The sequence below is a fragment of the Arthrobacter paludis genome, assembly GCF_056782315.1.
On the sequence record NZ_JBXAEW010000024.1, the window covers coordinates 43,588 to 57,562 of the forward strand.

The 13,975-nt window shown below is 73.4% G+C and carries 6 protein-coding genes; 5 read left to right on the forward strand and 1 reads right to left on the reverse strand.

All coding sequences use genetic code 11. The features are described from left to right. Nucleotides 1–32: 32 nt before the first annotated feature. Both rlmB and glgX read left to right on the forward strand, forming a co-directional pair. Complete coding sequence (gene rlmB / locus AC1Q5D_RS16730) at nt 33–1,010, forward strand: 23S rRNA (guanosine(2251)-2'-O)-methyltransferase RlmB (RefSeq protein WP_481739586.1); 978 nt, start codon at nt 33–35, stop codon at nt 1,008–1,010. Nucleotides 1,011–1,017: 7 nt separating this feature from the next. Beyond that, on the forward strand, nt 1,018–3,114 hold the full coding sequence (glgX, locus tag AC1Q5D_RS16735; protein ID WP_481739587.1) for a glycogen debranching protein GlgX: 2,097 nt from the start codon (nt 1,018–1,020) through the stop codon (nt 3,112–3,114). Nucleotides 3,115–3,178: 64 nt separating this feature from the next. Here glgX and glgP read toward each other — a convergent pair whose 3' ends face one another. Further along, a complete protein-coding gene (gene glgP, locus AC1Q5D_RS16740; RefSeq protein ID WP_481739588.1) occupies nt 3,179–5,797 on the reverse strand; it encodes an alpha-glucan family phosphorylase in 2,619 nt (872 codons plus the stop codon). A 109-nt stretch (nt 5,798–5,906) separates the two neighbouring features. On the opposite strand from glgP, the gene AC1Q5D_RS16745 reads away from it, so the two are divergent. From AC1Q5D_RS16745 to glgB, 3 genes are read left to right on the forward strand one after another with little or no spacing between them, the layout of a single operon-like run. Continuing rightward, entirely contained in the window at nt 5,907–8,024 is a 2,118-nt protein-coding gene (locus tag AC1Q5D_RS16745; protein WP_481739589.1) for an alpha-1,4-glucan--maltose-1-phosphate maltosyltransferase, read from the forward strand. 2 nt (nt 8,025–8,026) lie between these two features. Then, nucleotides 8,027–9,796, forward strand: coding sequence for a maltose alpha-D-glucosyltransferase (gene treS, locus AC1Q5D_RS16750; RefSeq protein ID WP_481739590.1), 1,770 nt, complete (start codon nt 8,027–8,029; stop codon nt 9,794–9,796). Between the two features lie 29 nt (nt 9,797–9,825). After that, on the forward strand, nt 9,826–13,635 hold the full coding sequence (gene glgB, locus AC1Q5D_RS16755) for a 1,4-alpha-glucan branching protein GlgB (RefSeq protein WP_481739591.1): 3,810 nt from the start codon (nt 9,826–9,828) through the stop codon (nt 13,633–13,635). The last annotated feature ends 340 nt before the right edge of the window (nt 13,636–13,975 follow it).

Here is a 13,975-nt window from a genome sequence, read left to right on the forward strand (position 1 = left end):
CGGACCTGTACCCCACCCGCGAGGACCATCCCATGGCAGCACGACGCCCCGGCGCGATGCGCAAGAACAAGAAGGGCCCGTCCGTCGGCACCGGCGGCCACGGACGCAAGGCCCTCGAGGGCAAGGGACCGACCCCGAAGGCCGAGGACCGGGTGTACCACAAGGCGCACCGCGCCAAGGTCCTGGCCGAACGCGCCGCCGACAAGCGCGGCGGCAAGTCCTCCGGCAAGCCCTCCGGGCGCTCGAAGGCCTCCGAGGAGCTGGTCACCGGCCGCAACTCCGTCGTCGAGGCCCTGCGCTCCGACATCCCCGCCAAGGCGCTCTACGTCTCGACCCGCATCGACATGGACGACCGGGTGCGCGAGGTCCTGAAGATCGCCGCCGAGCGCGGGATCCCCGTGCTCGAGACCGGCAAGCCGGAGCTGGACCGGATGACAGACGACGCCGTGCACCAGGGCCTCGCCCTGCAGGTGCCCCCCTACGAGTACCGCGACGCCGTCGACCTGGCGCAGGAGACCGTCGAGCGCGCCGCCCGGGGGCACATCGCGAACCAGCCGCTCTTCCTGGCCCTGGATTCCATCACCGATCCCCGCAACCTGGGCGCGATCATCCGCTCCGCGTCCGCGTTCAGCGCCCACGGGGTCATCGTGCCCGAGCGCCGCAGCGTCGGCGTCACGGCGACGGCCTGGAAGACCAGCGCCGGGGCCGCGGCCCGCGTGCCGGTCGCGCGCGCCACCAACCTCACGGCCGCCCTGAAGTCCCTCAAGAAGATGGGCGTGTACGTGGTCGGGCTCGACGGCGACGGCGACATCTCGCTGCCGGAGCTGGAGCTCGCCACGGAGCCGCTGTGCATCGTGGTGGGCTCGGAGGGCAAGGGCCTGTCCCGGCTCGTGCGGGAGACCTGCGACGCGATCGTCTCCATCCCCATCGATTCCGCCATGGAGTCCCTCAACGCCTCGATGGCCGTGGGCATCTCGCTCTACGAGGTGTCCCGCCGGCGCGGCGCCTAGGAGCGGCATGGCCCAGCCCACAGGGGAGGTGCCCATGCGCCTCCACGACTCCGCCGGCCACTTCTCGCGGCCGTTCCCGCTCGGCGTGGCGGAGGCCGCGCCCGGCGTCCCCGACGTCGACGGCGTGGCGAACGTCGCCGTGTTCGCGCCGGACCGCGAGGCCCTCAACGTCGTGTTCAGCGGGCCCGACGGCCGCCGCGGCTCCGCGCGGCTCTTCGACTACACGGAGGGCGTCCACCACGGATCGGTGGAGGGGATCGAGCACGGGACGCGCTACGCGTTCTGGTCCTCCCTGTCCGCCCAGCCGGAGGACGGCCAGCTGCTCCTGGACCCCTACGCGCGGGCCATCGTGGAGGACGACGACGGCGTCCGCTGGGGCGTGCACGTCCCCAGCGACTTCGACTGGGCGGGGGACCGCCGGCCGCACGTGCCGTGGCGGGACACCGTCGTGTACGAGGCGCACGTCAAGGGCCTGACGATGCTGCACCCGGACATCCCCGAGGACCTGCGCGGCACCTACGCCGGCGTCGCCCACCCCGTGATGGTCGAGCACCTCCGTTCCCTCGGCGTGACCACCGTCCAGCTGCTGCCCACCCACTACCACGTGGACGAGCCGCACCTCCAGGAACTCGGCCTCACGAACTACTGGGGCTACAACACGCTCGGGTACTTCGCGCCCCACCCGGGGTACGCGACCGCGGCCGCCCGCGCCGCCGGGCCGAAGGCCGTCCAGGACGAGGTCAAGGCCATGGTCCGGGACCTGCACGCGGCGGGCCTCGAGGTCGTCCTCGACGTCGTCTACAACCACACCGCGGAGGGCGGCCGGGGCCAGCGGGCCCTGTCCTGGCGCGGCCTCGCCGACCGGACGTACTACCGCCACGACCACGACGGGAACTACCTCGACACGACCGGCTGCGGCAACACCCTGGACTTCAGCGAGCCGGTCGTCGTCCGCATGGCGATGGACTCGCTGCGCCACTGGGTGGAGGAGTACCACGTCGACGGGTTCCGGTTCGACCTCGCCGTGTCCCTGGCCCGCGGGACCGACCACCAGTTCTCGCCCCGGCACCCGTTCCTGGTCTCGCTGCTGGCCAGCGAGGCGCTCCAGGGCACCAAGCTGATCGCCGAGCCGTGGGACGTCGCGATGGGCGGCTGGCAGACCGGCCGCTTCCCGCGCGGCTTCGCGGACTGGAACGACCGCTACCGGGACACCGTGCGGGACTTCTGGGTGGCCGACCACGGCGCGCTGGCGGCCGGCCACCAGGGCGGCTCCGTGGCGCGCCTCGCCGGGTGCCTGGCCGGGTCCCGCGACCTGTTCGCCGGATCGGGCCGCGGCGCCCTGTCCTCCGTCAACTACGTCACGGCCCACGACGGGTTCACGCTGCGCGACCTGGTCAGCTACGACCGGAAGCACAACGAGGACAACGGCGAGGAGAACCGGGACGGCCACGGGGACAACCGCAGCCACAACCACGGCGTCGAGGGCGCGACCGCGGACGCCGCCATCGGCGCGGCCCGGCTCCAGACCGCCTCCAACGCCATGGCGACCCTGCTGCTCTCGCTCGGGGTCCCCATGATCTGCGCGGGGGACGAGATCGGGCGCACCCAGCGCGGCAACAACAACGCGTACTGCCAGGACAACGCCATGTCCTGGCTGGACTGGCGCCTCGACGACAACCGGCGCGCCATGCTCGAGGCCACCCGGGCCCTCGCCCGGATCCGCCACGAGTTCCTCGCCGGCCAGCCCTACTCGTACCCCGCCCGCGACGACAGCTCGTTCCTGCTGTGGTTCGACGACGCGGGCGAGCCGATGGACGTCGACGAGTGGAACGACCCGGACACCCGGCTCGTCCAGCTCCTCATCGGGTCGCCGAACGGGAGCCTCGGCGGGCTCGTGGTGTTCAACGGCCACCTCGACGGGCGCGACGCCGAGCTGCCGGACGCCGAGGCGATCGGCGACCTGCGGGCCCTCGGCGGCCGCCCGGCCCGGTACGACCTGCGCTTCAGCACCGGGCCCGCCCTGCGGGCCCGCAAGGGCGAGGTCCGGACCGGCGGCGAGCGGCTGGCCTTCCCCGGGAACTCCGTGACGGTGTTCCGGGTCTAGCCGGCCGGCGGCCGCCGCCCGGACCCGGCGTCGTCCGGGCCCGGCGTCGTCGGGACCCGAGCGCCTACCGCGCGGCCGCGACCAGCCCGAGCTCGGCGTCGGAGGAGAGCAGCCCGTGCCGCGGCACGACCCGCACCGTGTAGCCGAACGCGCCCGGGCGGTCCAGCACCAGCACGCCGGCGAACGCGTGCCGGCCGGCGCCGAGGTCCGCGTCGTGGTCCAGCTCCACCGCGGACGGCAACTCCAGGTCGTCGGCGTCCCCGACCGGCCCGAACAGGGCCTGCACCGCGACCGCGCCCGGGGCGAGCCCGGCCAGATCGAGGTGGGCGCGCACCGTGAGCCGGTCCCCGATGCTGGGGTCCTCGCCGATGCCCTCCACGTCCACGTGCTCCACCGCCACCCCGGGCCACGCCGCGCGGGCCTCGGCCGCGGCCGCCGCCAGGCGGCGGGCGGGGACGAACCCCGAGGCGGACACGGCCCGCCCGGACTCGGCGGCGGGGCGGTACAGGCGCTCGGCGTACTCCCGGACCATCCGGGTCGCCGACACCCGGGGGCCCAGGTCCGCGAGCGTGTGCTTGATCATCCGGATCCAGTGCCGGGGCAGCCCGTCGGGCTCCGGCTCGGAGGGCCCCGCCGCGCCGGCCGCCGTGGCGTCCGGATGCCGCTCCAGCCCGTAGAAGCGCGGCGCGACCGTGTTCTCTAGCAGCGCGTAGAGGGCCGTGGCCTCCAGGTCGTCGCGCTCGTGGGCCCCGGCGGCGTCCCCGGCCGAGGGGATGGCCCAGCCGTTGTCGCCGTCGTGCATCTCGTCCCACCAGCCGTCGAGGATGGACAGGTTCAGGCCGCCGTTGATCGCGGCCTTCATGCCGGAGGTGCCGCACGCCTCGAGCGGGCGCAGCGGGTTGTTCAGCCAGACGTCGCAGCCGGGGAACAGGGTGCGGGCCATCCCCATGTCGTAGTTCGGCAGGAACACGATGCGGTGCCGGATGGCCGGGTCGTCCGTGAACCGGACCAGGTCCTGGATCATCTTCTTGCCGGCCTCGTCCGCGGGGTGGGACTTGCCGGCGATGACCAGCTGGATCGGGTGGGTCGGGTGCAGCAACAGCGCCTTGAGCCGCTGCGGGTCGCGCAGCATCAGCGTCAGCCGCTTGTAGGTGGGCACGCGCCGGGCGAAGCCGATGGTCAGCACGTCGGGGTCCAGGACGGAGGCCGTCCACCCCAGCTCGGCCTCCGGCATGCCGCGCGCCACGCAGGAGGCGCGCAGCCGCCGCCGCGCGTCCTCGACCAGCTGCAGCCGCAACCGCCGGCGCAGGGCCCACACGGCCTCGTCCGGGACCTCGGCCGCGCGGGAGAAGTCGGCCGAGGGGCTGCCGGAGTCGCCCAGGTGCTCGCGGGCGACGGCGGCGACCTGCGGGTCCACCCAGGTGGGCACGTGCACGCCGTTCGTCACGGACGTGATCGGCACCTCGTGCGTGTCGAAGCCCGGCCACAGCCCGGCGAACATGGCTCGGGAGACCCGGCCGTGCAGCTTCGCGACGCCGTTGGCGCGCTGCGCCAGGCGCAGGCCCATGACGGCCATGTTGAACGTGTGCGGGTCCCCGCCCTCGTAGTCCTCCGCGCCGAGCGCCATGGCCCGCTCCAGCGGGACGCCCTCCGCGAGGCCGCCGCCCAGGAAGTGCGCCACCTGGGTGGCGTCGAAGCGGTCGATGCCCGCCGGAACCGGGGTGTGCGTCGTGAAGACGGTCGCGGCCCGGACGGCCACGAGCGCCTCGTCCCAGGCCAGGCCGCTGCCCGTCATCAGCTCCCGGATTCGCTCGATCCCCTGGAAGCCGGCGTGCCCCTCGTTGGTGTGGTAGACCTCCGGCTCCGGCGCGCCCGTGATCCGGGAGTACGCGCGCAGCGCCCGGACCCCGCCGACGCCGAGGAGCAGCTCCTGCTGCAGGCGGTGGTCGCCGCCGCCCCCGTAGAGGCGGTCCGTGATCCGGCGCGCGGCGTCGTCGTTCTCGGGCAGGTCCGAGTCGAGCAGCAGCAGCGGCACGCGGCCGACGTCGGCCCGCCAGATCCGGGCCACGAGGCGCCGCCCGTGCGGCAGCGGCAGCTCGACCTTCGCCGGCGCGCCGTCCTCCTCGCGGAGCAGGGCCAGGGGCAGCCCGTGCGGGTCCAGGACCGGGTAGTCCTCCTGCTGCCACCCGGCCCGGTCCAGGGACTGGCGGAAGTAGCCGGACGCGTAGAACAGCCCGACCCCGACGATCGGCAGCCCCAGGTCCGAGGCGGCCTTGAGGTGGTCGCCGGCGAGGATGCCGAGGCCGCCCGAGTACTGGGGGAGCGCGGCCGTGATGCCGAACTCGGGGGAGAAGTAGGCGATGGAGCGGGGCGCGGCGCCGTCGTTGGCCCGCTGGTGCCACCGCGGTTCGGTGAGGTAGGCCTCGAGGTCGGCGACGGCGGCGGCCACGGCGCGGACGAGGTCCTCGTCGCCGGCCAGGGCGGCCAGCTCGGCCCGGGTGAAGCTGCCGAGCAGCGCGGTCGGGTCCTCGCGGACGGCCTCCCAGCGCTCGGGGTCGAGCCGGCGGAAGAGTTCGGCCGTCGGCCGGTGCCAGCCCCAGCGGAGGTTGGCGGCCAGAGTGCCGAGGCCGGCGATGGATTCGGGAAGCGCGGTGCGGACGGTGAAACGTCGAAGTGCCTTCACGCGTCCGACGGTAGCGCACCGGCGCGTTTGGTGTCGTGTCCCCAGTCACAGTCGGCCCGTCGCTGGTCACCCTTGGAAAACGTGGCGGGTACTCGCTAGCGTCTACCCCGTGACGAAGCCACAGCAGGCCCGGTTCGGCCGGATCCCCGTGACCAACATCAGCCCCGTCGTCGACGGCGGGCGCTTTCCGGCCAAGGCGGTGCCCGGCGAGGACGTCCCGGTGGGCGCCACCGCGTTCCGGGAGGGGCACGACGCGCTGGGCACCACGGCGGTGCTCTATGCCCCCGACGGCCGCGAGGCGGCCCGCGTCCGGATGGAGCCGGGCCCGGCCGGCACCGACTCCTGGCGGGCCGTCGTCCGGCCGGACGCCGCGGGCCAGTGGGAGTTCGAGGTCGAGGCCTGGGACGACCCGTACGGGACCTGGCTGCACAACGCGCGCGTCAAGATCGACGCCGGCGTCGACACCGAGCTGATGCTGGCCGAGGGCGCGCGCCTGCTCTCCGACGGGGCCGGGGCGCTGGAGGCCGCCGCCAGGGAGCTGTCCGGGCGCGGCCGCAACGGCACGGCCCCCGGCGGGTTCGCCCCGTTCGCGCCCGTCCCGGGCGACTCCGAGGACCGGCGCCTCGCCGGCGCCGCCGCCCTCCGCCAGGCCGCCGCCGGCCTGCGCGACACGGGCCGGGAGGTTCCGACCCGGCTCGCGGCCGGCGCGTCCCCCGCCGTCCGCCGGACCCTGGGCGACTATCCGCTGCGCCGCTGGGTCACCCGCAGCGGCCGCTTCCCGCTGCTGGTCGAGCGCGAGCGCGCCGGCCGGGGCGCCTGGTACGAGTTCTTCCCCCGCTCGGAGGGCGCGGTGTACGACCCGGAGACGGGCACGTTCCGCTCCGGGACGTTCGCGACGGCGGCCGAGCGGCTCCCGGCCGTCGCGGACATGGGCTTCGACATCATCTACCTGCCGCCGATCCACCCGATCGGCCGGGCGCACCGGAAGGGCCCGAACAACACGCTGGTCGCCGGGCCCCACGACCCCGGCTCGCCGTGGGCGATCGGCTCCGCGGAGGGCGGGCACGACGCGATCCACCCGGACCTGGGCACGGAGGAGGACTTCGCCGCGTTCGTGGCGCGGGCCCGGGACGCCGGCCTGGAGGTCGCCCTCGACCTGGCCCTGCAGGCGTCCCCGGACCACCCGTGGGTCCGCGAGCACCCGCAGTGGTTCACGACGCGCGTCGACGGCTCGATCGCGTACGCGGAGAACCCGCCGAAGAAGTACCAGGACATCTACCCGCTGAACTTCGACAACGACCCGGACGGGCTCTCCGCCGAGGTCCTGCGCATCGTGCTGCTGTGGGTGGACCGCGGCGTGCGGATCTTCCGCGTGGACAACCCGCACACGAAGCCGCTGTGGTTCTGGCAGTGGCTGATCGCGCAGGTCGAGTCCCGCCGGCCCGGCACGGTGTTCCTGGCCGAGGCCTTCACCCGCCCGGCCATGATGCAGGCCCTGGCCAAGGCCGGGTTCCAGCAGTCCTACACGTACTTCACCTGGCGCAACACGAAGGACGAGCTCGAGGAGTACCTCGCCGAGGTCAGCCAGGAGACCGGCGCGTACTTCCGGCCGAACTTCTTCGTCAACACCCCGGACATCCTCACGGAGTACCTGCAATTCGGCGGGCCGGCCGCGTTCCGGATCCGCGCCGTCCTGGCGTCCATGGCCGCCCCGCTGTGGGGCGTCTACGCGGGCTACGAGCTGTTCGAGCACGTCGCCCGGCCCGGCGCCGAGGAGTACATCGACAACGAGAAGTACGAGTACAAGCCGCGCGACTTCGCCGCGGCGGAGGCTGAGGGCCGGTCCCTGGCGCCCTACCTGCGCCGGCTCAACGAGATCCGCCGCACGCACCCGGCGCTGGGGGACCTGCGCAACCTGGTCGTGCACCGGGCCACCGACGGCGCGACGGTCGCCTTCTCGAAGACCAAGGAGTACGACGACGGCGGCGTCCGGCGCCTGGACACCGTGATCGTCGTCGTCAACACGGATCCGCACGGCGCCCGCGAGGGGGAGGTCGTGCTCGACCTCGACGCCCTGCGGCTGCGCCCGGAGGACCTCGACCACGAGGGCCGGTTCACCGTCGACGACCTGCTCACCGGGCAGTCGTGGCGGTGGGGCGAACGCAACTACGTCCGGCTCGACCCGCACACAGAACCCGCCCACATCCTTCACGTCAGGAGGCCGTAGCAGTGGCGAACCCGTACCAGCTCAACGCGCCCGGCCTGGTCCACGACCCCGAGTGGCACCGCAAGGCGGTGTTCTACGAGGTGCTGGTGCGGGCCTTCGCCGACGGGAACGGCGACGGCAGCGGCGACCTCGCCGGCCTCATCGAGCGGCTGGACTACCTGCAGTGGCTCGGCGTGGACTGCCTGTGGGTGCCGCCGTTCTTCAAGTCCCCGCTGCGCGACGGCGGCTACGACGTCGCCGACTACTACGACGTGCTGGACGAGTTCGGCACGATCTCGGACTTCCGGCGGCTGGTCTCCGAGGCCCACGCCCGGGGCCTGCGCATCATCATCGACCTGCCCATGAACCACACGTCCGACGAACACCCGTGGTTCCAGGCGTCGCGCTCGGACCCCGACGGCGAGTACGGGGACTTCTACGTGTGGTCGGACACCGACGAGAAGTACGCCGACGCGCGCATCATCTTCGTCGACACCGAGGAGTCGAACTGGACGTTCGACCCGGTGCGGCGCCAGTTCTTCTGGCACCGGTTCTTCAGCCACCAGCCGGACCTGAACTTCGAGAACCCGCGGGTCCACGAGGCGATGTTCGACGTCGTGCGCTTCTGGCTGGACCTCGGGGTCGACGGCTTCCGGGCCGACGCGATCCCGTACCTGTACGAGGAAGACGGCACCAACTGCGAGAACCTGGAGCCCACGCACGCCTTCCTGCGCCGGCTGCGGACCCTGGTCGACGACGAGTACCCGGGCCGCGTCATCATCGCCGAGGCCAACCAGCCTCCGCACGAGGTCGTCGAGTACTTCGGCTCCGAGGAGGAGCCGGAGTGCCACATGTGCTTCCACTTCCCGATCATGCCGCGGCTGTTCTACGCGCTGCGCGACCAGCTGGCCGCCCCCATCATCGAGACGATGGAGGAGACCCCCGGCATCCCGGCCGGCACCCAGTGGGGCACGTTCCTGCGCAACCACGACGAGCTGACCCTGGAGATGGTCACGCCGGAGGAGCGCGAGGCGATGCTCGGCTGGTACGCGCCCGACTCCCGCATGCGGGCCAACGTCGGCATCCGCCGCCGGCTGGCCCCCCTGCTGGACAACTCGCGGGCCGAGCTCGAGCTGATCCACGCGCTGCTGCTGTCCCTGCCCGGCTCGCCGTTCCTCTACTACGGGGACGAGATCGGGATGGGCGACAACATCTGGCTCGAGGACCGCGACGCGTCCCGCACGCCCATGCAGTGGAACCCCGACCGCAACGCCGGCTTCTCCACGGCAGACCCGGGCAAGCTGTACCTGCCGGTGGTGCAGTCCCTCGTCTACAACTTCACGACCATCAACGTCGAGGCCCAGCTCGCCCACTCCGGGTCGATGCTGCACTGGGTCCGCCAGGTCCTGGGCGTGCGCCGCGAGCACGAGGTGTTCGGCACCGGAAGCTACCGCAACGTGGACGCGTCCTCCGCCGCCGTGTTGGCGTTCCTGCGGGAGCGCCCGGCGCGGGCCGACGACGAGGACGACGAGGGCGAGTCGATCCTGTGCGTCTTCAACCTCTCCCAGCACCCGGTCTCCACCGAGCTCGACCTGACCGGGTTCGAGGGCAGGGGGCTGCGGGACATCTTCGGCGGGACAGTCTTCGGGGCCGTCCGCGAGGACGGCACGACCACCGTCACCCTGGGCTCGCAGGGCTTCTACTGGCTGCGCCTGCGCTCGGTCCGCTCCGACACCCACTCGCCGGCCACCCGCAGCCTGCCGCTCGTCGCCGCCCCGGCACCGGGCGCTTGAGACCACCACACGCAGGAGGCCCGCACGCCATGACCGACCACGATGCCGAGCTGCTGGGGTTGATCGCCGGGTGGCTGCCCGCCCAGCGGTGGTTCCCCGCCCGCGGCCGGGACTTCACCCTGCGGCGGGTCGGTTCCGTCCCGCTCGACGACCCGCGCGGCGAGGTCCAGCTCGAGTCCCTGCTGCTCGCGGTCGACACGGCCGGGGAAGCGGGCTCCGCGGCCGGCCCCGCCGTCGTCCACGTCCCCGTGTCCCTGCGGCTGGAGCCCCTGCCCACCGACCCGTCCGGGGCGGGCGGCACGCTCGACGACGACCCGGCCCTCATCGGCACCCTCGACACGTCGGGCCGCCGCGCGACGGGCACGTGGCACGTCTACGACGGCGCCCACGACCCCGCGTTCGTCGCCGCCTGGCTCGAGCTCATGCGCACCCAGGCCCGGGGCCCGGGCTTCACCGGCCACGCCGCCGGCGGCTACGCGGACCGCCCGCCGCTCGAGCAGCCGGTCGCCGCCGGCGTGCTCGCGGGGGAGCAGTCCAACACCAGCGTCGTCGTGGAGTCCGCCGCCGGCGACACCATCGCCAAGTTCTTCCGCGTCCCGGCGGCGGGCAACAACCCGGACGTGGAGCTCGGCGGGCTGCTCACGGCCGGCGGGTCGCACGACGTGCCGGCCACCTACGGCTGGGTCGACGCCGAATGGGAGACCCCGGGCGGCACCGTCACCGGGGCCGTCGGCGTGCTGCGCGAGTTCATCGGCGGCAGCCAGGACGCCTGGCGCGCCGCCAGCACGGCCGCCGTCGACGGCACCGACTTCACCGGGCAGGCCCGCGGGATCGGCGCCGCGACCGCCCGCCTGCACGCCGACCTGCGCCAGGTCGCCGGGGCCCGCCGGGCCGACCCGGCCGACGCCGCCGCCTTCGCGGAGGCCCTGCGCAACCGGCTCGTCTGGGGGTGGCGCGCCGCGGCCGACGCGGTCGGCGCGGACGAGGGCGGGCAGGCCGCCTTCGCGGCCGTCCTCGACGCCGTCGCCGAGCTCAGCGACCTGCCCCCGCTGCAGCGCATCCACGGCGACTACCACCTCGGCCAGGTGCTCCACGCGCCGGGCGGGCGCTGGGTCGTGCTGGACTTCGAGGGCGAGCCGCTGCGGGAGGCGGGGGAGCGGACCGGGCTGGACGTGGCGCTGCGCGACGTCGTCGGCATGCTCCGCTCCTTCGACTACGCCGCCGGGCTTGCGGCCCGCACCCCCGGCGCGCCCGCCGACGCGGAGCGGGCCTCCCGCGACTGGGCCCGCGCGGCCCGCGCCGCGTTCCTCGCCGGCTACGAGGACGCCTCCGGCGAACCCGTGGACACGGGCTCCCCACTGTTCCGGGCCCTCTGGCTCGACAAGGCCCTCTACGAGGTCGCCTACGAAACGCAAAACCGACCGTCGTGGGTTCAGGTCCCGGCGTCGGCCGTCCAGGAGGTACTGACCGACATGCAGAGCAACGACCCCGCCCAGACCACGGGCGTGCCCCTCGGCTCCGGCGACAGCACGCAAGCCGGCGGGGCGCACACGGCGTTCGGCGTCGGGACCGTCCCCGGACCGGACACGCCGCCGGCGTCCCCCGGCCCCGACCTGCCGCCGCCGCTGCTGGTGCCGCAGGAGACGCTCTCCGCCGTCGCGCACGGCGCCCACCACGCGCCGCACGCCGTGCTCGGCGCGCACCTGCACGACGACGGGCACACCACGGTGCGCACGCTGCGCCGGCTCGCCAAGCGCGTCGCCGTCGCCACCGCCGACGGGCGCACCGAGATGGCCCACGAGTACGGCGGCGTGTGGGTCGCCGTGCTTCCGCCCGGGGACCGCGAGGGCCACGTGCCGGACTACCGGCTCGAGGTCGAATACGACGGCCACGCCCCGCAGACCGTCGACGACGCCTACCACTACCTGCCCACGCTGGGCGAGATCGACCTGCACCTGATCGCGGAGGGCCGGCACGAGAAGCTGTGGACGGCCCTCGGCGCGCATGTGCGCCGCTACCACTCCGCGCTCGGCGACACGGCCGGCACCAGCTTCTCCGTGTGGGCGCCCAACGCGCGGGCCGTGCGCGTCAAGGGCGACTTCAACGGCTGGGACGGATCCGTGCATGCGATGCGCTCCCTCGGCCAGAGCGGCGTGTGGGAGCTGTTCATCCCGGGCGTCGTGGCCGGCGCCATCTACAAGTTCGAGCTGCTCGGCCGGGACGGGCACTGGCGGGAGAAGGCCGACCCGCTGGCCCGCCACACCGAGGTCCCGCCGCTGACCGGCTCCGTCGTCGTGGAGTGCGACTACGGGTTCAAGGACGACGAGTGGATGGCCGCCCGCGCGGCCCGCGACCCGCACAACTCGCCGATGAGCGTCTACGAGGTGCACCTGGGCTCGTGGCGCGTGGGGCTCGGGTACCGCGAGCTGGCCGAGGAGCTCGTGGAGTACGTGACCTGGCAGGGCTTCACGCACGTGGAGTTCATGCCCGTGGCCGAGCACCCGTTCGGCGGGTCCTGGGGCTACCAGGTCACCGGCTACTACGCGCCGACGTCCCGGTTCGGCCACCCGGACGACTTCCGCTACCTCGTGGACCGGCTGCACCGGGCCGGCATCGGCGTCATCCTCGACTGGGTGCCCGCGCACTTCCCCAAGGACGAGTGGGCCCTCGCCCGCTTCGACGGCGAGCCGCTGTACGAGCACGGCGACCCGCGCCGCGGCGAGCACCCCGACTGGGGGACGCTGATCTTCGACTACGGCCGGACCGAGGTGCGCAACTTCCTCGTCGCCAACGCCCTGTACTGGCTCGAGGAGTTCCACATCGACGGGCTGCGCGTCGACGCCGTCGCCTCGATGCTGTACCTGGACTACTCCCGCGAGGACGGCCAGTGGTACCCGAACGTGCACGGCGGGCGGGAGAACCTGGAGGCGATCGCGTTCCTGCAGGAGACCACCGCGACCGTGTACCGCCTCCACCCCGGCGCCGTCATGATCGCCGAGGAGTCCACGGCGTTCGACGGCGTCACCCGGCCGACCTCGTTCGGCGGGCTCGGGTTCGGCCTGAAGTGGAACATGGGCTGGATGCACGACTCGCTGCAGTACATGGCCGAGGACCCCGTGAACCGCTCGCACCACCACGGCAAGCTCACGTTCTCGCTGGTGTACGCGTGGAGCGAGAACTTCATGCTGCCCATCAGCCACGACGAGGTGGTGCACGGCAAGGGGTCGCTGCTGCGCAAGATGCCGGGGGACCGGTGGCGCCAGCTCGCCCAGGTGCGCGCGTACCTGGCCTACCAGTGGGCCCACCCGGGCAAGCAGCTGGTGTTCATGGGCACCGAGTTCGGCCAGGAGGCCGAGTGGAACGAGGCCCACGGACTCGACTGGTGGCTGACCGACACCCCGCAGCACCGCGGCGTCCAGCTGGCCGTGCGCCGGCTCAACGAGCTCTACCGCGGGCACCCGCAGCTGTGGGAGGTGGACAACGACCCCGCCGGGTTCCAGTGGATCGACACGCACGGCGCGGGCGCGAACGTGCTCTCCTTCATCCGTCGGGACAAGGCCGGCAACCCGCTCGTCGCGGTCGCGAACTTCTCCGGCGGACCGCACCACGGGCACCTGCTCGGCCTGCCGGCGGCCGGGGAGTGGGTCGAGGTCCTCAACACGGACGCCGAGGAGTTCGGCGGATCCGGCGTCGTCAACGGGACGGTCACCGCGACCTCGGCCGAGCACCACGGCCAGCCCGCGTCCGCCGAGGTGTCGCTGCCGCCGCTCGGGGTCGTGTACCTGGTGCCGGCCGGAGCCGTGGGGGACCCGGGGGCGGTCGGGACGGCTGCCGGGTAGTCCCAGGGGCTCGGATCCGCGGGATTCCGCGGATCGCGGGGCCTCGGCGGGCGCTGCGGGCGCCCGTCGGGGCCCCGATTTGGCGTTCGGGCCGGGTGTGGGTATAGTTTTATCTCGCGCCGGAAGCCGGTGGGGAAACCCGAGGCGAAGGCGCGGAGAATTCCGGATGGTCCCGGAGCGTGTCGGTTTGACACGGCGGGCCGGATGGGTAAGATGGACAAGTTGCTCCGGTAGCGGAAGCGCCCTGGTTGGGGTGTGGAGGCCGTGGGTGTCTGTTGTTTGAGAACTCAATAGTGTGCCATGTTTGTTGACACCGATTTTTTGATTGGTGAATTGCCTG

Bases quoted from the DNA above. Each gene is read 5' to 3' on its own strand.
- rlmB (WP_481739586.1), top strand. From the start codon at position 33: ATGGCAGCACGACGCCCCGGCGCGATGCGCAAGAACAAGAAGGGCCCG.
- glgX (WP_481739587.1), top strand. From the start codon at position 1,018: ATGGCCCAGCCCACAGGGGAGGTGCCCATGCGCCTCCACGACTCCGCC.
- glgB (WP_481739591.1), top strand. From the start codon at position 9,826: ATGACCGACCACGATGCCGAGCTGCTGGGGTTGATCGCCGGGTGGCTG.